This window comes from Vibrio nomapromontoriensis (genome assembly GCF_050337205.1).
GTDB lineage: Bacteria > Pseudomonadota > Gammaproteobacteria > Enterobacterales > Vibrionaceae > Vibrio > Vibrio nomapromontoriensis.
On sequence record NZ_JAKJSS010000021.1, the window covers coordinates 18,962 to 41,410 of the forward strand.

Annotated in this window: 19 protein-coding genes; 11 read left to right on the forward strand and 8 right to left on the reverse strand. The window is 46.1% G+C overall.

Going from position 1 to position 22,449, the window contains the following annotated elements; genetic code table 11:
• Positions 1-47 precede the first annotated feature (47 nt).
• The 4 genes from L4D05_RS22045 (at position 48) to L4D05_RS22060 (ending at position 3,985) form a co-directional block, all read left to right on the forward strand.
• A complete protein-coding gene (locus L4D05_RS22045) occupies positions 48-1,031 on the forward strand; it encodes a serine/threonine protein kinase (RefSeq protein WP_428795317.1) in 984 nt (327 codons plus the stop codon).
• A 52-nt stretch (positions 1,032-1,083) separates the two neighbouring features.
• Complete coding sequence (locus L4D05_RS22050) at positions 1,084-1,683, forward strand: thiol:disulfide interchange protein DsbA/DsbL (RefSeq protein WP_428754686.1); 600 nt, start codon at positions 1,084-1,086, stop codon at positions 1,681-1,683.
• 184 nt (positions 1,684-1,867) lie between these two features.
• Complete coding sequence (locus tag L4D05_RS22055) at positions 1,868-2,863, forward strand: DUF2860 domain-containing protein (protein ID WP_428754687.1); 996 nt, start codon at positions 1,868-1,870, stop codon at positions 2,861-2,863.
• Between the two features lie 144 nt (positions 2,864-3,007).
• Positions 3,008-3,985, forward strand: a complete 978-nt coding sequence (locus L4D05_RS22060) for a DUF2860 family protein (protein ID WP_428795296.1) — start codon at positions 3,008-3,010, stop codon at positions 3,983-3,985.
• On the opposite strand, the gene L4D05_RS22065 is transcribed toward L4D05_RS22060, so the two are convergent.
• Entirely contained in the window at positions 3,982-5,505 is a 1,524-nt protein-coding gene (locus L4D05_RS22065) for a YifB family Mg chelatase-like AAA ATPase (protein WP_428795297.1), read from the reverse strand. The two genes, L4D05_RS22060 and L4D05_RS22065, sit on opposite strands and share 4 nt — an antisense overlap.
• A 489-nt stretch (positions 5,506-5,994) precedes the next feature.
• Here L4D05_RS22065 and ilvG point away from each other — a divergent pair, with 489 nt between their 5' ends.
• Genes ilvG through ilvA form a run of 5 tightly spaced genes read left to right on the forward strand, consistent with a single transcriptional unit; the run spans position 5,995 to position 12,292 of the window.
• Complete coding sequence (gene ilvG, locus L4D05_RS22070; RefSeq protein ID WP_428795298.1) at positions 5,995-7,641, forward strand: acetolactate synthase 2 catalytic subunit; 1,647 nt, start codon at positions 5,995-5,997, stop codon at positions 7,639-7,641.
• A complete protein-coding gene (gene ilvM / locus L4D05_RS22075; protein WP_428795299.1) occupies positions 7,641-7,922 on the forward strand; it encodes an acetolactate synthase 2 small subunit in 282 nt (93 codons plus the stop codon). Before ilvG ends, ilvM begins: the two co-directional genes overlap by 1 nt.
• 13 nt (positions 7,923-7,935) lie before the next feature.
• Positions 7,936-8,898, forward strand: a complete 963-nt coding sequence (locus tag L4D05_RS22080) for a branched-chain amino acid transaminase (RefSeq protein WP_428795300.1) — start codon at positions 7,936-7,938, stop codon at positions 8,896-8,898.
• Positions 8,899-8,910: 12 nt separating this feature from the next.
• Entirely contained in the window at positions 8,911-10,752 is a 1,842-nt protein-coding gene (gene ilvD, locus L4D05_RS22085) for a dihydroxy-acid dehydratase (RefSeq protein WP_428795301.1), read from the forward strand.
• Positions 10,753-10,756: 4 nt separating this feature from the next.
• A complete protein-coding gene (gene ilvA / locus L4D05_RS22090; RefSeq protein WP_428795302.1) occupies positions 10,757-12,292 on the forward strand; it encodes a threonine ammonia-lyase, biosynthetic in 1,536 nt (511 codons plus the stop codon).
• A gap of 108 nt (positions 12,293-12,400) precedes the next feature.
• Here the strand turns inward: ilvA and L4D05_RS22095 are convergent, their stop codons facing one another.
• Entirely contained in the window at positions 12,401-14,068 is a 1,668-nt protein-coding gene (locus L4D05_RS22095; protein WP_428795303.1) for a sensor domain-containing diguanylate cyclase, read from the reverse strand.
• An 84-nt stretch (positions 14,069-14,152) separates the two neighbouring features.
• Complete coding sequence (gene punR / locus L4D05_RS22100) at positions 14,153-15,055, reverse strand: DNA-binding transcriptional activator PunR (protein ID WP_428795304.1); 903 nt, start codon at positions 15,053-15,055, stop codon at positions 14,153-14,155.
• Between the two features lie 141 nt (positions 15,056-15,196).
• On the opposite strand from punR, the gene punC reads away from it, so the two are divergent.
• The gene (gene punC / locus L4D05_RS22105) at positions 15,197-16,402 is read left to right on the forward strand and encodes a purine nucleoside transporter PunC (protein ID WP_428795305.1); all 1,206 of its coding nucleotides are present in this window, start codon (positions 15,197-15,199) and stop codon (positions 16,400-16,402) included.
• Between the two features lie 68 nt (positions 16,403-16,470).
• On the opposite strand, the gene L4D05_RS22110 is transcribed toward punC, so the two are convergent.
• On the reverse strand, positions 16,471-17,247 hold the full coding sequence (locus L4D05_RS22110; RefSeq protein ID WP_428795306.1) for a transporter substrate-binding domain-containing protein: 777 nt from the start codon (positions 17,245-17,247) through the stop codon (positions 16,471-16,473).
• A 92-nt stretch (positions 17,248-17,339) separates the two neighbouring features.
• On the opposite strand from L4D05_RS22110, the gene L4D05_RS22115 reads away from it, so the two are divergent.
• The gene (locus L4D05_RS22115) at positions 17,340-18,083 is read left to right on the forward strand and encodes an amino acid ABC transporter permease (RefSeq protein WP_428795307.1); all 744 of its coding nucleotides are present in this window, start codon (positions 17,340-17,342) and stop codon (positions 18,081-18,083) included.
• A 71-nt stretch (positions 18,084-18,154) separates the two neighbouring features.
• Here L4D05_RS22115 and glmU read toward each other — a convergent pair whose 3' ends face one another.
• The 4 genes from glmU to atpG form a co-directional block, all read right to left on the reverse strand.
• Entirely contained in the window at positions 18,155-19,516 is a 1,362-nt protein-coding gene (gene glmU, locus L4D05_RS22120) for a bifunctional UDP-N-acetylglucosamine diphosphorylase/glucosamine-1-phosphate N-acetyltransferase GlmU (RefSeq protein ID WP_428754697.1), read from the reverse strand.
• A gap of 162 nt (positions 19,517-19,678) precedes the next feature.
• Positions 19,679-20,101 carry a F0F1 ATP synthase subunit epsilon gene (locus tag L4D05_RS22125; RefSeq protein ID WP_265676785.1) on the reverse strand — a complete coding sequence of 141 codons (423 nt, stop codon included), beginning with the start codon at positions 20,099-20,101 and terminating at the stop codon, positions 19,679-19,681.
• Positions 20,102-20,119: 18 nt separating this feature from the next.
• Complete coding sequence (atpD, locus tag L4D05_RS22130) at positions 20,120-21,523, reverse strand: F0F1 ATP synthase subunit beta (RefSeq protein WP_265676786.1); 1,404 nt, start codon at positions 21,521-21,523, stop codon at positions 20,120-20,122.
• A 34-nt stretch (positions 21,524-21,557) separates the two neighbouring features.
• The gene (gene atpG, locus L4D05_RS22135; protein ID WP_265676787.1) at positions 21,558-22,424 is read right to left on the reverse strand and encodes a F0F1 ATP synthase subunit gamma; all 867 of its coding nucleotides are present in this window, start codon (positions 22,422-22,424) and stop codon (positions 21,558-21,560) included.
• Positions 22,425-22,449 lie beyond the last annotated feature (25 nt).

A 22,449-nucleotide genomic window follows, 5' to 3' on the forward strand; every position in this document is an offset into this window, starting at 1 on the left:
CATCAATAATAGGAAAAGGCTCAGTAATGAGCCTTTTTAGTTGGATAATGACAGACCAAGCGTTCAATTTTGACGCTCTAACACCAGACTTTATGTGGTATGCACTAGAGAGTATTGGTATACGAGCCGAATCCGGACTTCTTCCGCTTAACAGCTACGAAAACCGGGTCTATCAGTTTACCGATGAAGACAAAAAGCGGTATGTCGTCAAATTTTATCGACCACAGCGTTGGTCACTTGCTCAAATCCAAGAAGAGCATGACTTTGCCCATGAACTGGTCGCGCATGATGTACCTATTTCAGCGCCTCTTGTTTTAAATGGCACAACCATTCATCAATATGAAGGCTACTTTTTTACCCTCTTTATTAGCGAGGGAGGCCGACAATTTGAAGTCGACAACTTAGAACAGCTAGAGTGGGTTGGCCGCTTTCTGGGTCGAATGCACAAAGTAGGGGCAGCGAAGCCTTTTGAGCACCGCCCAACCATTGGTTTGGAAGAATACCTCTATCAACCAAGAAAGCTACTGCAATCGTCTAATTTTATCCCTATGCATCTCGAGAACGCTTTCTTCAATGACCTCGATATGCTCATTGCTCAAATTGAAACGCATTGGGAGCCGAGCAGCATCATTCGCTTACACGGTGATTGCCACCCAGGTAATATTCTGTGGCGCGATGGACCAATGTTTGTCGATTTAGATGACGCTAGAAATGGTCCAGCCGTACAAGATTTATGGATGTTATTAAGTGGCGACAGACAAGATAAAATGATGCAGTTAGACATTATTCTTGAAGGCTACCAAGAGTTTAATGACTTTCCTTCTAGCCAGCTGAAACTAATTGAGCCTCTGCGCGGTCTACGTATGGTGTATTACATGGCTTGGCTTGCGAAGCGCTGGAATGACCCAGCCTTTCCTTTGGCTTTTCCTTGGTTCAATGACCCTAAATATTGGGAAGGGCAAGTGCTTGGCTTTAAAGAACAAATGGCCGCACTCAATGAAAAGCCACTTTCATTACAGCCACAGTGGTGACAAACTAACAACTATCCGTTTTTAAGGATTTAAATTGTACATGGAGACAACAATGAAAAGATTTATCGCATTATTTGCTACGCTTCTTGTGAGTGTAGGTGTAAGCGCTGCGCAATTTGAAGAAGGCACCCATTATAAAGTGCTAGAAACAGAACCGACTACTAAGCCGACAGTGACTGAATTTTTCTCTTTTTATTGCCCACACTGTCATAGTTTTGAGCCAATCATAGAGCAGCTAAAAACAAAAATCCCGGCTGACGCTAAGTTCCAAAAGAACCATGTGTCATTCATGGGCGGCAACATGGGCATGTCGATGAGTAAAGCGTACGCCACTATGATTGCTTTAAAAGTCGAAGATAAAATGGTTCCGGTACTATTTAATCGCATTCACACTATGCAACAAGCGCCTCGTAACGACGAAGAACTACGCCAAATCTTCTTAGATGAAGGTGTTGATGCTAAGAAATTCGACGCGACATTCAACGGTTTTGCCGTCGACTCAATGGTTCGTCGCTTTGATAAACAATTCAAAGACAGTGGCCTTTCTGGCGTTCCAGCGGTAATCGTTAACAACAAATACCTTGTCGAGGCGGGCGGTATTCAGTCGCTCGATGAGTACTTTGCGTTGGTGAATTTCCTACTGAAAAAATAGCCACGACACACACATAAAACCGAGCGACTACGCTCGGTTTTTTTTCACCTATACAATATACCTCACCACAAACCGATGAATTTATTGTCTTGTTAGTCACACAAAACACGCTTATTCTGTTCCAATAAGCTAACAGAAACATATAATTAGATTAACAACGTCTTTAGACAAAAAAAGGAAAGGTATGAATCTGACATGGACTGTCATAGCAATTGCCGTCAGCTGCGTTTCAGCGCCTTCTATTGCCAAGCTTGGAGAAAGTAACGGCTTTAGTGGTGAGATTGCTATTAATGCTGCCTATAGCAGCAGCACCTCTAACTTAACCAACACTGATGATAAGTTTCGACTTTATAATGGAGACCAACAAAACAACAGTTCTGCCCTCGTTTTACCTCTGGGTAACGTGCAGTACACGTTTGGTTCCCACTCAAATCATCAGGTATTTCTCGGCACATCAAGAGCGGATATTGCCGTCGGTACCGTCGCACTAGAAGCTGGCTACAAATATTTATTTAAAGACCGCACAAAGGTCAGTTTATCTATTTTGCCCACCATTCTTGAAGGTGAGGTATGGCAAGACCCATATACCAGCGACGCTCGAACAACCACCAATGAAAAAGGCACTGCCTACCGAGTGCAACTCGACAATATTGCAGGTTCACTATTCAGTCTTGACCTCGCCTATGGTAAGCGAGAGCTGGATGAAGAAAAGTCCGGCTTCGGCAATAACGTTAACGCGACTATCACACCCGAACAGGCGAAGACACTCAACCGTAATGCTGACATTCTCTACGGTAAATTTAAAATGATGCTGCCTATCAGCCGAGAAGTCTTACTCTACCCAGCCCTAATCTACACCCAACAGGACGCTGACGGCAGTGCAATGAAGCACAACAGCTACGGTGCCGAAGTGTCTTCTTTTGCCTCACTTGGCAACCACAAGTTGGCGTTCACTTTGGGGTACTTAAAACGAGACTATGATGCAAGCAATCCCCTCTACGATAAGACTCGTAGCGATGATGAATGGAAGGCGTTCCTAGCTTATGAGTATCCGGGCATATTTTATTCCAATAACCTTTCCCTTGTTGCCTTTGGAGGTGTCACCAACAGTACCTCCAATATTGCTTTTTACGATGAAAAGAACTGGATTACTGCGGTTGGTTTAAACTGGGCCTTTTAATAGGTTACCTAACCACCCATTAGCTTGAGTGATAGTTGGCTTAACAAGGCATTTTGTTAAGCCATTTTTTATCGCTACAGTACCCCCTAAATTTTTGAAGCGGATGAATCACAAGCCTCCGATTCACTTACCACGGGATGGACAATGACTGCACGGCTGCTTTCTCTCTTACTTTTCACTTCTCTCACTTATGCCCCTGCGTCATTTGCAGCCTTAGCTCCTGCCCAAGGGTTCAGTGGCGAAATATCATTGAGCACCGCTAAGGTCGGTGATAAATCGAACCTGATCGCCAGTGATAACCCTAATATCAGTACCTCGGAAGAAGCATATGATGACTTTTGGTTACCTTTGGGGACCTTAAACTATACGTACGGAGCAACGCGCAACAAACAATGGTTTTTCGGTACATCCCGCAATGATATCGCCGTTGGTACCTTTGTACTTGAAGGTGGTTACCGACAGCAATTTTCAGATAACTCTATTTGGAGTGTCTCTTACCTGCCAACCGTGGTTGGGGAACCGATTTGGAAAAATCCGTACGTTGCCGCAGACCAATTGGAGCAAGCAGAAGCCACTGGCGATGCCTATCGACTACAAATAGAAAACATTGCCGGATCCTTATTTACCTTAGACATGGCATATGGAACGCGAGTGGTGACCGATGAAGCTTCTGCGACTCAAAGCCCGACCTCTCACGCGACCCAGTACGACCGAAACAGTGACTTTTACTATGTGAAAAGCTCCTATACGTTAGCGCTTAATGAGTCGTGGACGATGTTCCCATCGGTTATCTACTTACTCGATGATACCAAAGGAAGCGCCGTCAATAACCAAGGTGCAGGTGGTGAACTAACCACCCTGTTCGCTTTGAACCAGCATAGCTTTGCGATCACCATGAGCTACATGAACCACGAGTATCGCGGTCACAATATCATTTTTGACCGAGCAGGCAGAATCGATGACAAATACAGTGCCTTCTTAGCTTATGAATATCTCTCGTTATGGAACATCGAATCACTCTCACTGATCTCCTTATCAGGGTACAACGCGACTGACTCAAGTATCACTTTTTATGACTCTTCAGATTGGATTACCTCAGTAGGTATGAACTTCGCCTTTTAAACCGACTGGGCCGTAAGCTGCTTAAGCAAGCGATCCATGGCGCGATACCCTAATGCCTCCGCTAAATGGGCTCGTTGAATCTCGGGCTCATTAGACAAGTCTGCAATAGTTCGCGCCACTTTAATAATGCGGTGATAGGCTCGAATGGATAAGCCGAGTCGATGCAAAGCGCTTTCTAAAAACTCCGCATCCGGCTTCGCCAACGGGCAATACTGTTCAATCTCACGGCTTTGCAGTAACGCATTGGCTTTACCAGATCGCGCTAACATTTTGTCTCTTGCTTCAATAACTCGTAACTTTACATCCGCCGTCGACTCCCCACGATCCCCCCCTTCAGCAAGTACGCCTTTAGGAAGTAAGGGGATTTCAATCGACATATCAAATCGGTCTAACAGAGGACCGGATAGTCGACTTAGATAACGCAGAATCGCCTGAGGTGCAACGCGAGCTTGACTCTCATCATAGTAACCTGTTGGACTCGGATTCAGAGCACCGACTAATTGAAAGCGCGCCGGAAAACGGGTTTTTCCTTGCGCACGAGAAATAACAATCTCCCCTGATTCTAGGGGCTCACGTAATGAATCGAGGACTTTACGTTCAAACTCAGGCATTTCATCCAAAAAAAGTAACCCGTTGTGTGCTAAGGATATTTCCCCCGGTCTAGGAATGCTCCCTCCACCGACTAGCGCCGCCATAGAGCTCGAGTGATGCGGCGCTCGAAAAGGTCGCTGTTTCCAATTGTCTTCATTAATCTCTAACTGGGTGAGCGAACCAACAGAAGCGGTTTCAATGGCTTCCATATCACTCATAACCGGTAATAAATCACACAACCGTGACGCTAACATTGTTTTGCCAGTGCCCGGAGGGCCTAAAAAAAGCAAATTGTGATTGCCCGCCGCCGCTATCTCTAGCGCGCGCTTTCCTTGCTGCTGCCCTATGATGTCTTGCAGATCTCTAGCGTCTTGTTTCACTGCTTTAATTGCTGGTGACGTCACCAAACCCAACGCCTGCTGCCCCATCAAATAGGCACACACTTCCAGTAATCCCGAGGCAGATTTATGCTTATCTTTACCCACAAGAGCTGCCTGATTCGCATTCCCTTCTGGCACAATGAGCTGGCGGGCTGATTTATCCGCCGCCAACGCCGCAGGCAGCACCCCTTTAACCGTTCGTAGTGATCCCGATAAAGCCAGTTCCCCGATAAATTCATGCTGCAACAACAGACTCTTGGGCAACTGTTCAGAGGCCGCTAAAATGCCTAAAGCAATAGGAAGATCAAACCGCCCGCCTTCCTTAGGTAAATCAGCAGGCGCTAGGTTGACCGTGATGCGCTTAGCAGGAAACTCAAATCGTGAATTAATAATGGCGCTGCGAACTCGGTCCTTTGATTCCTTCACAGTCGTTTCTGGCAACCCAACTAAGGTAAAACCAGGCATACCATTACTGATATGTACTTCCACTGTAACGAGCGGTGCTTCGACGCCAACACTTGCTCGGCTATAAATAATCGATAATCCCATGTCATTCCTTTTTCCAACTAAATTCATTCGATAAACCCTCAAAAATGCAGAGTTTTATAAATAGTCCTTGTTATATAGCCTGATTTGATGCTGATAAAATGTGAAAAAAGAATGAGGTTTTGCTTGTCAGGTAACAGAAATATGTGATACCACTAAGGACATAGATACTTTTGTTCAACACAAAGCAAACGATTAGATATTTGAAATGACTTTTAGTGCTTATGCTCACACTCTGATTACTCTGATTATTGTGGTCCTGATTAGGAACACACGGGGGAATGTGGGCAGAAAATAGCCGCAAGATTCAAAAAACCCCCGCACTGAAAAGTCCGGGGGTTTTTTTACAAACTCTAAAACGAAAATTTGATGACGGTCACGAAAACGAGAGTCACCTCATTACAATGATAAAACGGAAGATATGGGAGCACACAATGTGCAGTCGAACGATAGAAAACCGCAAGTCACTATGCGGTCAACAAGGAGAAAGCAATGACAGGTGCTGAGTTAGTTGTTGCTGCATTAGCGCAACAAGGTATTAAGACCGTGTTTGGTTACCCCGGTGGAGCCATCATGCCCATCTACGATGCACTCTACGATGGCGGGGTAGAACATATTCTATGCCGACACGAGCAAGGTGCAGCGATGGCCGCAATCGGCATGGCAAGAGCCACCAAAGATGTCGCCGTCTGTATGGCAACCTCGGGTCCAGGTGCCACCAACCTCGTTACCGGCCTTGCCGATGCTTTTCTTGATTCCATCCCTCTCGTCGCCATCACAGGCCAAGTCGCCAGCTCCCACATCGGTACCGATGCCTTCCAAGAAATGGATGTGATTGGTATGTCATTGTCTTGTACTAAACACAGCTACCTCGTTACCGATATCAATGATCTCGCGCCGACCTTAGCGGAAGCGTTTGAAGTTGCAAAAACCGGTCGTCCTGGCCCTGTCATCGTCGATATTGCTAAAGATGTTCAACTTGCTCAGACCCCAGTTGATGTTTTACCTCCCTTTACACCACCAGCAATGCCAGTGGCAAACCCAGAGCAAATACAGCTAGCACAACAGCTTCTTAACCAGAGCTCTCGTCCAGTTCTCTATGTAGGTGGTGGGGTACAACTCGCTCATGCTACGGATTCTGTGCGTGAATTTCTCCGTTTAAACCCAATGCCATCAGTCAGCACCTTGAAAGGCCTGGGTACAATCGAACGCGATGACCCACACTATTTGGGCATGCTAGGAATGCACGGCACTAAAGCCGCTAACTTAGTCGTGCAAGAGTGTGACCTGCTTATTGTCGTCGGTGCACGATTTGATGACCGAGTCACTGGTAAGCTCGATACCTTTGCTCCCCATGCTAAAGTGATCCATATTGATATCGACGCGGCAGAGTTTAATAAATTAAGAACGGCGAATGCCGCTTTGCGCGGTGATATCAATGTCATTCTGGCCCAGTTAGAGCTATCTAAAGACATTTCCCCTTGGGCTCACCATAGCGAAAGCCTAAGAAGTGGCTTCAAATGGCGCTATGACCATCCGGGTGATCTTATTTTTGCGCCATTACTACTTAAGCAGCTGTCTGACATGATGCCGGAGTCATCTATCGTCTCAACCGACGTCGGTCAGCATCAGATGTGGGCAGCACAGCATATTCAACCTCGCCTGCCTGAAAACTTCATTACTTCTGCTGGCTTAGGCACGATGGGCTTTGGTTTACCTGCCGCTATGGGCGCCGCCGTAGGGCGACCTGACGACCAATCCATCCTCATCTCCGGTGATGGGTCGTTTATGATGAACGTGCAAGAATTGGGGACTCTCAAACGCCGCCAAATCCCAGTAAAGATGGTATTACTCAACAACCAACGTTTAGGCATGGTGAGACAGTGGCAATCCCTGTTTTTTGATGGTCGCCACAGTGAAACCATTTTGGATGACAACCCAGACTTCGTCATGCTTGCTAAAGCGTTCGATATTCCGGGTAAAACCATCACTCGAAAAGAAGAAGTCGAGCCAGCTCTAAAAGAGATGCTGGAAAGCAAAACCGCCTACCTCTTACACGTACTGATCGACGAAGAAGAGAATGTATGGCCATTGGTACCACCTGGTGCCTCAAACAGCGAGATGTTGGAGAACACCTAATGAACCGATACCTACTAGACATAAAAGCCGATGATAAAAGTGTGTTACTTGAGAGAGTATTGCGCGTGATCCGCCACCGTGGATTTATCATCAAGCAAGTTGCCGCAACACAAAATCATGAAAGCAGGATTGCCAGTGTAGAGATAATCGTTGATAGTGATCGTCCGATTTCTACGCTGATCAATCAGATTGAAAAACTCTGGGATATTCGTACTGTTGATGTCACTGAACTCAAAACTAACCAGTTGACCAATCACAACCTACAAGAACAAAGTGCATAAGGAAGAACGCTAAATGGCTACAAGTACAGCAGATTTTATTTGGTTTAATGGTGAAATGGTTCCGTGGGCTGAGGCAAATGTTCATGTCCTTACTCACGCTATGCACTATGGTACGTCGGTTTTTGAAGGCGTTCGTTGTTACAACACTCCGAACGGCCCGGTTATCTTCCGCCACCCAGAGCACGCCAAACGTCTAAAAAACTCAGCAAAAATCTATCGCTTTCCGATTCCTTATACCGAAGAAGAAATCATGGAAGCGACACGTGAAACGGTTCGCCAAAATAAACTCGAGTCGGCGTACATTCGCCCTCTAGGTTTTGTTGGTAATGTCGGGTTAGGTGTTTGCCCTCCTGAAGATTCTGTCATGGAATTAATTATTGCCGCCTTTCCTTGGGGTTCTTACCTGGGTGAAGAAGCGCTTGCAAATGGTGTCGATGCCATGATCTCTAGCTGGAATCGCGCAGCCCCTAACACTATCCCAACAGCCGCAAAAGCAGGTGGTAACTACCTATCGTCTTTACTTGTCGGTGGTGAAGCGCGTCGTCACGGTTATGACGAGGGTATCGCTCTGAGTGTTGATGGCTACCTCTCCGAAGGTGCCGGTGAAAATATCTTTGTGATTAAAGATGGCATTATCATGACTCCACCTGCCACCAGCGCGATTCTGCCAGGTATCACTCGTGACAGCATCATGACCATAGCCAGAGACATGGGTTATGACGTTCGTGAGGCTAACATTGCTCGTGAAGCACTCTACCTTGCCGATGAAATTTTCATGACGGGTACTGCCGCTGAAATCGTGCCAGTTCGCACGGTTGATAAAATTGAAGTTGGCGAAGGAAAACGTGGTCCAATCACTAAAGTCATGCAGGATGCTTACTTTGGTCTTTTCAACGGTACTACTGAAGATAAATGGGGTTGGCTCGATTATGTTTACCCACAAGACGCCGACAAGAACACTGCATCAGTAAAATAAGGAACGAGTACAATGCCTATCTACAAATCCGCGACCTCAACACATGGTCGCAACATGGCGGGTGCTCGTGCACTTTGGCGAGCAACAGGCGTGAAAGACGAAGACTTTGGTAAGCCTATCATTGCCGTCGTAAACTCGTTCACTCAATTCGTTCCAGGCCACGTTCACCTTAAAGATATGGGTCAATTGGTGGCAGGTGAAATTGAAAAAGCGGGCGGGATTGCCAAAGAATTCAATACGATTGCCGTTGATGATGGTATCGCTATGGGTCACGGCGGTATGCTGTATTCATTGCCATCACGCGAGCTAATCGCCGACTCGGTTGAATACATGGTTAACGCGCACTGCGCGGACGCTATGGTATGCATCTCCAACTGTGACAAAATCACCCCTGGGATGATGATGGCAGCCATGCGCCTTAATATTCCGGTAATTTTTGTCTCTGGCGGACCAATGGAAGCGGGTAAAACCAAGCTTTCCGATCAGATCATCAAACTAGATCTGGTCGATGCCATGATCCAAGGCGCTGATCCAACCATCTCTGATGAACAAAGTGAACAAGTTGAACGTTCTGCGTGTCCAACATGTGGATCATGTTCTGGCATGTTTACGGCTAACTCAATGAACTGCCTAACAGAAGCGCTTGGTCTTTCTCAACCTGGTAATGGCTCAATGTTAGCGACACACGCTGACCGTGAACAGTTATTCCTAAATGCCGGTAAACGCATTATCGAATTAACCAAGCGTTACTACGAGCAAGATGATGAGTCTGCGCTACCACGTAATATCGCTAACCGTGCCGCATTTGAAAATGCTATGGCGTTGGATATTGCCATGGGCGGTTCAAGTAATACCGTTCTGCACCTTTTAGCTTCCGCGCAAGAAGGTGAGATTAACTTCGATATGAACGATATCGATGAAATGTCACGCCGAGTCCCACACCTATGTAAAGTGGCACCATCGACACCTAAATACCACATGGAAGACGTGCACCGTGCTGGTGGCGTAATGGCGATTCTTGGTGAGCTTGATCGCGCAGGATTACTCAATAGCGATACACGTACTGTACTGGGTCTTTCTATGAAAGAGCAGCTAGCGCAATACGACATCATGCAAACCGAGGATGAGGAAGTATTAAAATTCTTCAGAGCGGGCCCTGCAGGTATCCGTACGACGAAAGCTTTCTCTCAAGATTGTCGCTGGGATCGCCTTGATGACGATCGCAAAGATGGCTGTATTCGTACCAAGGAAAATGCCTTTAGCCAAGAAGGCGGACTGGCGGTACTGAGCGGAAATATCGCCGTCGACGGTTGTATTGTTAAAACAGCTGGCGTCGATGAAGGTAGCCTAGTCTTCCGTGGTCCAGCGGTCGTTTTCGAAAGCCAAGAAGACGCGGTAGATGGCATTTTAGGCGGCAAAGTCAAAGCGGGCGATGTGGTCATCATCCGTTATGAGGGGCCTAAAGGTGGTCCTGGTATGCAGGAAATGCTTTACCCAACCACGTACCTGAAATCTATGGGTCTAGGTAAAGAATGTGCACTACTCACCGACGGTCGCTTCTCTGGCGGTACTTCTGGCCTATCTATTGGCCACGCGTCCCCAGAAGCCGCTAACGGTGGCACCATTGGCCTTGTGAACAATGGCGATATTATTGATATTAATATCCCAGCCCGCTCCATCTCACTGGACGTCCCAGAGGAAGAATTGGCGGCTCGACGTAACGCGCAAGACCAGCTTGGTTGGAAACCAGCCAATCGTGAACGTGTGGTTTCTTTAGCGCTGAAAGCGTATGCGAGCATGGCAACGAGTGCTGATAAAGGTGCGGTACGAGATAAGTCTAAACTCGAGGGATAGTCTAATGAGTAGCGAAAGTTATCCCAAAACCGGCGCAGAGTACCTGCGCCAGGTATTGCGCGCTCCTGTTTACGAAGTGGCGACATTAACGCCACTGCAAGATATGCCTCGCTTATCTGCTCGTATTCATAATAACGTGCAAATCAAACGTGAAGATCGCCAGCCCGTGCATTCATTTAAGCTACGTGGTGCCTATAATATGGTATCCAACCTTACTGAAGCGCAGAAAAAAGCAGGGGTTATCGCAGCCTCCGCGGGCAACCACGCACAGGGCATGGCGTTGTCTGGCACCAAACTGGGTATTAGTACAACGATCGTGATGCCTAAGACCACGCCAGACATTAAAGTGGATGCGGTACGCAGCTTTGGCGGTCACGTTGTATTACACGGCAACAACTTTGATGAAGCAAAAGCCGAAGCAGAGCGTTTATCCGCTTTGCACGGTTACACCTTTGTGCCTCCCTTTGATCACCCGCTTGTCATTGCAGGACAAGGTACGATCGGCATGGAAATGCTGCAGCAAAATGGTCACCTCGACTATATTTTTGTTCCAGTCGGCGGCGGCGGTTTAGCCGCTGGCGTCGCGGTATTAGTTAAACAACTGATGCCAGAAATCAAAGTGATTGCAGTGGAACCGGAAGATTCTGCCTGTCTAAAAGCCGCGCTGGACGCTGGAAAACCCGTCGCTTTAGATCAAGTAAGTATGTTTGCTGATGGGGTTGCGGTTAAAATTATCGGTCAAGAAACCTTCCGTCTATGCCAAGAATATATTGATGGGCATATTACCGTCTCCAGTGATGAAATCTGCTCTGCTGTAAAAGATATTTTCGAAGACACGCGCGCCATTGCAGAGCCTTCTGGCGCGCTTGCTCTAGCTGGACTTAAAAAGTTTGCCGAAAAACACACACTGCAGAACAAACAGCTAGGCACAGTGCTTTCTGGAGCCAACACTAATTTCCATGGCTTGCGTTATGTTTCCGAACGTTGTGAGCTTGGTGAAAAGCGTGAAGGTTTGTTGGCCGTGACGATTCCGGAACATCAGGGCGCATTCTTTGAGTTCTGTAATATCATTGGTGGGCGAGCCGTTACTGAGTTTAACTACCGCTACAATGATGACAAACTGGCGAATATTTTTGTCGGTGTGCGTCTTGCGGGCGGTCAGGAAGAGCTCGATAGTATCATCAAAGATTTACGAGCAGGTGGCTACCCGGTTGTTGATCTGTCTGATGATGAGATGGCTAAACTACATGTCCGTTATATGATTGGTGGCAAGCCTTCTAAGCCACTTCAAGAGCGCTTGTATAGCTTTGAGTTCCCAGAATATCCAGGAGCTCTGCTGAAGTTCCTGAGCACGCTGGGGACACATTGGAATATCAGCTTATTCAACTACCGTAACCATGGTGCTGACTACGGTCGGGTACTGTGTGGTTTTGAGCTACAAGAAAGTGATCTCGCTGAGTTTTCTTCACATCTACGTGAACTAGGCTACCAGTGTAAAGATGAAACGGATAACCCATCTTATCAATTTTTCTTGTCTTAACACGCTGCAGTAACGAGCGCTAAATTTCTATTTAGAATCAAAGCCTTACCTAATAAAAACGCCTCTAATGAGGCGTTTTTTGATGGCAAGTTTCTCAGTAATCCCCTATTACTGGTTTTCAACCAGTCCAAGCTCCGGAGATTTAAATTCATTGTACTGCTGATAGTTTACCACTCGGTCTCGCCCTTGATCTTTTGCTAAGTACAAGGCTTTATCTGCCATCTTAACCAACGCTTCAATATCGGAAGCCGGATCAGGGTACGTTGCGACACCAATTGACACACTCAACTGCCCTAAAGATAACCCCTTATGCTCTAGGTGCATGGTTCGGATTAGATTAACAATGTTATTAGCGTATTCCGTGGCATCAGCCATATTGCAGTGCGGTAAGATCACCGCTAACTCTTCCCCACCTAATCGGCACGCTATTTCATCATCGGCGACGGTTCTTTTGAGTAAAGAACTGATCTCTTTTAGCACATAATCTCCAGCATCATGGCCGAAATTGTCGTTAAAACGCTTAAAGTGGTCGAGGTCAAGCATGAGTAGTGACAATGACTCGCTGCTCGTTGCTGAGTTATTAGTATGCTCTGTCAGCTTTTGTTCAAAGAAGCGACGATTGTATAGACCCGTTAATGGGTCGCTTAGTGCCTGTGAACGTAATTTTTCTTGTAAACTTAAATTCGCCAGAGCTAGGCCAAGATGCTCCGCGACACTGTAAGCCAACTGAGTGGTAAGCTCATCCACTTCTATCCCACCCTGGCCAAAATATAAATGCATAATACCGATGGTGTTGCCGTGTGCGGTTAACGGGATGCACAGGGTCTGATTATTATCAATCGATGACATATGCTCACACGATAAATGGTGAAACGCTTCAATAGATAAATGGCTGCGCCCAGTACGTAATGACCAGCACTCATCAGGAGCAAAGCTTTTACTTCCTGGCCACTTCTCCCCCCAATCTAATTGATTAACCAGTTGGTTTCTGGATGAACGCATCAATGAAATACTGCCATTCACCTGTCCCAGAATTCGCGGCACAATATCCTCAACGACACGCTGGGCTTCTACAAGGTTTTGACACGCTGCCAGCATATTCGCTAAACGATGCATAAGCTCTATCTCAAGAGTTCGCTGATGAATACGTTCATCTTGTTTGTTCTTTTCCGCCCTGACACTCGCCTCTATCTGACGATGACTAAGTAGAGACGTCGCAACAAGCATGGCAATACTTAACAGCGCTAAGCCGACTAAGATACTCATTAATTGAAACGTCATATTCTCCAAGTGGTGCATGGGGACGGCTAAAACCACGACATACTCTTGCTGATCAATCGTCACTTTTCGAGAGGAGTACAACAAGTCGACAGATAGCACAGAACTAAAACGAACATCTCCACCTGAACCCGTCTCCCAAGCTTGAATAAATTCAGGTCGGTTTGCGTGGCTGTCCAGATCTACTAACGCTCGGTCAGATAGCGCGGTATCGCCCACCACGATCCCGTTACTATTGATCACCTGAATTCTGGCGTCTGCATCAGCCTGAGTCAGATCGCCAATATAATCATCTATTTGTAGACTATTGGTAAAACTCGGATTATCTTCGTGAATTTCGTAAATTACATCAGTCAACAGAGAGTCCGTTGTCCGCTTTACTGACCCATGAACGAGACGTTCTAAGGTAATATTAAATCCATATAAACCACCTATCATAACCACAGAAAGGGCAATCACCGGTAGCAACTGCCACTTCCTATCAATTAACTTCGACATTCTAAAACCCTTTACCGAACAGCGTATTAACAATAAACAAAATAGCGTGCTTTTTAATCAAGGGCAATCAGAATATTGGCCAACTCAGTGTTTTAACCAATCCGAATTCAATTGGTTTGATGAGCCAAGATAGTTAAGCATCCATTGAATCAACTTATTACTGTCATCCTTACGCCAAACTAAACAACACTGGCTATCGATGGTGTCATTGTTCAGCGATCGCGCCACCAGCGAGCCACTATCAATAAGGGGCTCTGCAATATGTCGAGGCATGTAACCAATACCGACACCACTTTTCAAACACTCTATTGCCGAATACCAATTGGGCAACAATAGTCGCCGCTGCCTAGGACTGTGTTGGGTATGGCGCTTTGGCAACACACGTGAAGTGTCGTCTAAGCAAATAGCTGGAAACTGACTGGCAAACTCTTCATCTAACTCAGCCACTTGCGCACAAGGATGTAGGGGTGACATCACTAAGGTCCACTGTAGCTCCCCCATCGGCCTCACCCCATACTCTCCACTAACCGGAATCGCCGATGTCGCACCAATCACAATATCCGCTCGCTGTTCGGAAATCGCCTCCCAAGAGCCGTTGTACACTTCCATATTGATCTGTAATTCTGCCGACTCAAATTCAGCATAAAAATCATCTATCAACACCGACAATTTATCGACTTTTACAATGTTATCCAAAGTCAACTTGAGTCGCTTCTGCCAACCTGAAGCCGCACGCCGAGTATGGCGTGTCAATTCATCCATTTGACGAAGCAAACGTCTCGCCTCTGCAATAAATACCTCGCCAGCAGGTGTTAGCTCCACACGACGAGGCAATCGCCTAAACAAAGGAGTACCAATCTCTTGCTCTATCTGGCGTACGCTATAACTGATTGCAGATGGGACTTTATGCAATGCTTCTGCTGCCGCACTGAAACTGCCGAGTCGTGCAATCATATCTAACATTTCAAGTGACGGACGTGAGTACATAACCTTACCTTTCAATTTTTTTGATTTATAACTACAAAATATAGCGTTTTATTTTTTCTAATTCCAAAAATAGAATACACCACACTAACAGCATGGGCTGGCGCCAACTCATTCCTGTGAAAAAAATTCAAAGGAATAACAATGAAAATCTCAAAACTGCAACTTATCTATCTTTCCATCTTGTCCATGCTTGGCTTTATTGCCACAGATATGTACTTGCCTGCGTTCAAATTAATCGAGCAATATTTTGCTACCGGGCCTGAACAGATCGCGTTATCGCTGACAGTCTTTTTAGTGGGTATGGGACTAGGACAATTTGTTTGGGGCTTAGCCAGTGACCGTTTTGGCCACAGAAAAACCCTTTTTACTGGCTTAGTCGTATTTACTATCGCATCGATTGGTCTCGCCTGGAGCCAAGAAGTATGGCAATTGCTGACATTACGAATGCTTCAGGCCATTGGTGTTTGTGCACCCGCGGTTATTTGGCAATCGATGGTTATCGACAAGTTTGATAAAAAGACCAGCCAACAAATCTTTGCGACTATCATGCCGTTAGTGGCACTATCTCCAGCACTTGCACCTCAACTTGGCGTACTGCTCACTGAATTTTGGGGTTGGCACAGTATTTTTGTCGTCCTTGCGATGACAGGTGCATTGCTAGCACTCATCACTTTATCGATGAAAGATAGCAGTAATACTAAGGTCAAAACAACGTCCGTCTCTACCGATCTAAAGAGCTTATTAGGATCGCGAGACTATATCGGTAATGTGGTTATTTACGCTGTCGCTTCGGCTGCATTTTTTGCTTACTTAACCGGTATGCCGGAAATCATGAGCCAGCTGGGCTATTCAGCGAAAGATATTGGACTCAGCTTTATCCCGCAAACTATCGCCTTTATGGTCGGTGGTTACATGGGTAAGAAGTTAGTGGCTAAACTTGGTGATGAGGCCGTTCTCAAACAACTGCTCGGATTAGAAACGGTTGCTATTCTGCTAGTGTTCGCAGCATGCCAATGGCAATTAACCTCAGTATGGCCAATATTGGCGCCCTTCTGTCTACTCGCCGTTGCAAATGGAGCGATCTATCCAATTGTTGTCAATCGTGCCCTTTCTAGCGCACCACATTGCTCCGCCACGGCAGCGGGTCTACAAAACAGTATTCAGATAGGGGTGAGTAGCTTGGCAAGCGCTCTTGTAGCAACGTTCGCCGTGGTTGCACAAACGGCTGTAGGTTATGTCATCTTAGGGTGCTTAGTATTGATGTGGCTAGGGTATGTTATTTCAAACCCTGCAATAACTAGCGAGCTGACCATTCCTGATAACTCACGAGTGGCTAATGATGAGTAAACTATAACCCGTATCACCACTACTGCAGCAAACAAAGTAAAAAAGGGCGATCATGTCGCCCTTTTTACTCAGAGACTTTTTAGCCCCCACTTTTCCGCTGTTTCATCAAAGAAGCCCTGAGTCTGTTTCAATTCGACCCAGTGATTAACATAGTTAATCCAGACTTGGTCTTTTTGCGGTAATAGCATTGAAATAGGCGTAGGCTTGCGTGGCTCTTTCACCGGCACTATCGCCAACTGCTTAAATTTCGTCACCAACGTCGCCGCTTCAACATTCGAGGTGACTGACACATCGGCACGACGAGCTAACAGCTCTTGAAAATCTCGCGCTGGCGCTTCAATAACAATGTGTTTTGCATCAGGAAAGAAGGCCTTAACCATTTTTTCTTGCACAGTACCAAGCGTCGCGGCCACTTTTACATCAGGCTTGTTAAAGTCTGACCAATCGGAAAACTTCTGCAGATCTTTTTTCTGAACCACAGGAACAAACGCTAAATAAAAATACGGCTGGCTATAGCCCGCTACTTTTGCCCGTGACATGTTCAGTGAAGCACTACCGGTAATGTCATATTTATTTGCCGTGATCCCATTAACCAGTGTTTTCCAGTCAGTAGCTACATACTCAACCTTAACGCCAAGATCTTTGGCGAGCTCTGTCGTCACATCGATATCAAAACCACGATATGAATTGGTCGCCGGATCTTTCATCGTCATGGGGTTCCAATCACCCGTTGTTCCCACTCTTAGTACACCTGCATCCAATATTGCTTGTAAGCGACTTGTTTCTGCCGCAGCTTGCCCAATCGACAAAACCGTAATGATAAAACCAAGAATCCACTTCTTCATTAATGCGTCCCTAAAATTATTAAACATTCATTATATAACCTTGATAACATAGCAGTAACAGATGGAATTTTCAGGGAAAATTAGGGACGTTTGTGAGCTATCGAATATTAACTATCATACTGTGCTTACCCATATTATCAGGCTGCTCTGACTACGAGTGGGGGTGGTATGTGTTAAATCCAGCGACCGAACAAGGTCAAGTCAATCTTAAGTTTCTACTTGCGGGTTTCAAAGACACAATTTATGTCTCTCTGCTCAGCATGTTGTTTGCGATGTCCATTGGGTTGCTGGTGGCCTTCCCGGCTCTATCTAATAACAGCTGGCTCAAAGCGATGAACCGAATCTATGTTGAGGTGATTCGTTCGATTCCAGTTTTGGTGTTATTACTGTGGGTTTATTATGGTATGCCAACCCTAATGGATATTTCTCTTAATCATTTTTGGGCTGGCGTCATTGCTTTGACTATCGCAGAAAGTGCCTTTATGGCTGAAGTCTTTCGAGGTGGGATTCAGGCAATCTCCAGAGGGCAGCACGAAGCATCCGAATCCTTAGGGTTAAACTATTGGCAAAAAATGCGCCTCGTCATTTTGCCTCAAGCTTTCAGGCAAATATTGCCACCGCTTGGGAATCAGTTTGTCTACATCCTCAAGATGTCATCACTCGTCAGTGTCATTGGTTTAAGCGATCTCACACGCCGTGCCAATGAGTTAGTGGTAAATGAGTACTTACCATTAGAGATCTATAGCTTTTTAGTACTGGAGTATTTAGTTCTCATTCTTGTGGTATCACAAGGAGTACGCTGGGTAGAAAAGCGTATTGCTATCCCAAGCCACTAACAATAAAAAAGGCCTCAAAGAGGCCTTTTGCTCAATACTAGAGTACCGAGCTACACGTTAAAGTGTGATGACTATTTTTTCTTTACAGGGCGAATCCAGCCAGCAATGCGGCGTTCTTTGGCGCGAGTAATCACTAACTCACCTGCTGCTACATCTTTCGTGACGGTTGCGCCAGCGCCAACGGTTGCACCATCTGCAATGCTAACCGGTGCAATCAACTGCGCGTCAGAACCAACAAAAACATCATCGCCAATTAACGTCTTGAATTTATTGGCGCCATCGTAGTTACACGTAATCACACCTGCGCCAACATTCACTCGCTGACCAATTTCTGCATCACCAAGGTAAGTAAGATGGTTGGCTTTAGATCCTTCACCCAAGCGAGTATTCTTCACTTCAACAAAGTTACCCACATGTGAGTCATTGCGAAGATCCGCGCCAGGACGAAGACGGGTAAATGGTCCAACAGTACAGGCCTCACCAACAGTAGCACCTTCAATCACACTGTATGGACGAACAATCGTGTTGTCATCAATTTCACAGTCTTTCAGTACGCTACCCGCACCGATAACCACGTTATCACCCAAAGAAACTGACCCTTCAATTACCACATTCACATCAATCTCTACGTCCATACCACACTGCAGCTGACCACGCAGATCAAAACGATTTGGGTCGCGTAGCATCACGCCCTGCTCTAGCAGTTTTTGAGCTTGCATTGATTGGAAGGCACGCTCAAGGCGAGCAAGTTGAGCTCGGTCATTCACCCCTTCTACTTCAATAGGGTTCGCTGGATGGACCGCCTCTACCGCACGACCTTCATTGTGCGCTGCCGCGATAACATCCGTCAGGTAATATTCACCTTGCGCATTATCATTACTAAGGCCTGACAACCAACGTTTAAGATCACCACCGGTCGCCACCATCACACCAGTATTGATCTCTTTAATTAGCTTCTGCTCTTCTGTCGCATCTTTTTGCTCCACAATCGCCACAACCGGGCCATTCTTACGCACGATACGGCCATAACCCATCGGGTTATCCAGAACCACGGTTAACAACGCAATTCCACCATTTGGTTGAGCATCTAATAAATTTTCAATGGTCTGCTCTGAGATAAGTGGAACATCACCATAAAGAACCAACACTTTTTCATCATCAGCAAAGTGGGGAGAGGCTTGGTCAACAGCATGACCTGTGCCTAGCTGATCGGCTTGCAATACCCAGTTAACACGCTCTTGTTGTAATTCTGATTGCATCATTTCTCCACCGTGGCCGTAGACCAAGTGGATATTTTGCGAGCCTAAGCCTTCACATGTGTCAATAACATGCTTAACCATCGGCTTTCCAGCAAGCGTATGTAACACTTTAGGTTTATTGGAATACATGCGAGTACCTTTACCCGCGGCAAGCACAACTGCACTAAATTTCATTATTATTAACCACTGACGTTTATTTAAGCTGCAACCATTCTAGCGATGATTGAGTGGGATGTTAATTCGGTAACGCTATATTTTTTCTTTAAATAGACAAATGATCGACAGAAAGCAAAAAGGCGACCATAAGGCCGCCTTTCTCATCGCTGCTAATCGAGATTAGCGACGTTTTTTTGTCAGCTCAATTACTCGAAGCTGAGCAATGGCTTTAGCCAGTTCACTGGCCGCTTGCGCGAAGTCCATATCGCCATGCTGATTCGAAATATTCTCTTCAGCTTTGCGTTTGGCTTCTTCTGCCTTTGCTGCGTCTAGCTCTTCAGCACGAATTGCTGTATCAGCCAGTACAGTCGCTGTACCAGGCTGAACTTCAACAATACCACCCGAGACATAAATGAACTCTTCGTGGCCGTGCTGTTTAACGATACGCACCATACCAGGCTGAATAGCGGTCAGCAGCGGTGTGTGACCATGGAAAATACCAAGTTCACCTTCGCTACCGGACACCTGAAACGTCTCAACAAGACCTGAGAAAAGTTTTTTCTCAGCGCTTACTACGTCTAGGTGAAAGGTTATTGCTGCCATATCGCCTCCTATTTAGCCTTATAGCTTCTTAGCATTCTCGATAGCATCGTCGATAGTACCGCAGTACATAAACGCTTGCTCTGGAATGTCGTCGTAGTCACCAGCTAGTAGACCTTTAAAGCCACGTAGTGTCTCTTTTAGAGATACATAGATGCCTGGGTCGCCAGTAAATACTTCAGCTACGTGATAAGGCTGAGTTAGGAAACGTTCAATCTTACGTGCACGAGATACAAGTTGCTTATCTTCTTCAGACAGCTCATCCATACCTAGAATCGCAATGATATCTTTCAGCTCTTTATAGCGCTGAAGCGTTTGCTGAACACCACGTGCCACATCATAGTGCTCTTGACCTACTACAAGTGGATCAAGTTGACGAGATGTAGAATCCAGTGGGTCGATCGCAGGGTATAGACCCATTGCAGCAATGCTACGGTTTAGTGTAACCGTTGCATCCAAGTGCGCGAACGTCGTTGCTGGAGATGGATCCGTCAAGTCATCCGCAGGTACGTATACCGCTTGAATCGACGTAATCGATCCTGACTTAGTTGACGTGATACGCTCCTGTAGTACACCCATCTCTTCTGCAAGAGTTGGCTGGTAACCTACCGCAGATGGCATACGACCTAGAAGTGCCGATACCTCTGTTCCCGCTAAGGTATAACGGTAGATGTTATCGATGAACAGTAGTACGTCACGACCTTCGTCACGGAAACGTTCTGCCATCGTTAGACCAGTCAGTGCAACACGTAGACGGTTGCCCGGTGGCTCGTTCATCTGACCGTAAACCATTGCTACTTTTGATTCTTCAGGATTTTTAACGTTTACAACGCCAGCTTCCTGCATCTCAAAGTAGAAATCGTTACCTTCACGAGTACGCTCACCAACACCTGCGAATACAGACAAACCAGAGTGTTGTAGTGCGATGTTGTTGATAAGTTCCATCATGTTGACGGTCTTACCTACACCAGCACCACCGAATAGACCAATTTTACCACCCTTAGCGAATGGGCAAATCAAGTCGATTACTTTAACACCTGTTTCTAGAAGAGATGTCTCGCTAGATTGCTCTTCATAGCTTGGCGCTTCACGGTGAATCGCATAACTTTCTTCCGCACCGATCTCACCACACTCATCAATCGCATCACCAAGAACATTCATGATACGACCAAGAGTCTTAGTACCTACTGGTACTGAGATTGGAGCGCCAGTGTTTTCTACTGTCAAACCACGACGTAAACCATCAGAGCTACCCATTACGATACAACGAACTACGCCACCGCCTAGTTGTTGTTGAACTTCAAGAACTAGACGCTCTTTAGATTCTGTAACGTTTAGAGCGTCGTATATACTAGGTACATCGCTCTGTGGGAACTCTACGTCGACTACCGCACCGATGATCTGTACGATCTTACCTGTAGCCATCGTTAATCCTCTATCTATTTCGTTTTACCTAAGCTTAAACTGCAGCCGCACCTGAAACGATTTCTGATAGCTCTTGTGTAATAGCCGCTTGACGCGCTTTGTTGTACACAAGTTCTAAATCATCAATCAGGTTGCTCGCGTTATCTGTTGCAGCTTTCATTGCAATCATTCGAGCCGCTTGCTCACAAGCAAGGTTCTCTACCACACCCTGATACACTTGAGATTCGATATAACGAAGCAATAGTGCATCTAGTAATGGTTTTGGCTCAGGCTCATAAATATAGCCCCAAGAATGATTACGCTGCATTTCTTCGCTTTCTGATTTAGGCAAAGGTAGCAATTGATCGATCGTTGGTTCCTGCACCATAGTGTTCACAAAGTGGTTATACACTACATACAGGCGATCCAATTCGCCGTCGTCATATTTCTTTAGCATGACGCCAACCGTACCGATAAGGTCTTCTAAGCTTGGGCTATCGCCTAAACCAGACACCTGTGCCGCTACTTTAGCGCCGCTATTATTAAAAAATGCCGTTGCTTTTGAGCCAATTACCGCCAGCTCAATCTCAGCACCTTTTTCTTTCCAATCCTTTAGCTCAAGGACAGTTTTCTTGAACAAGTTAATGTTCAAACCGCCACATAAGCCTCGGTCGGTAGAAACAATGACGTAACCAACACGCTTGGCTTCACGCTCTTCTAGGTACGGATGTTGGTACTCTAGATTTGCATTTGCCAAATGACCGATCACTTTACGCATAGTTTCAGCGTATGGACGAGAAGCTTCACGCGAGTCTTGCGAACGACGCATTTTTGAAGCTGCTACCATTTCCATCGCTTTCGTAATTTTCTGAGTGCTCTTCACACTACCGATTTTATTACGTATCTCTTTTGCGCCGGCCATCGTTACTCTCCATAAGTGGTGACCT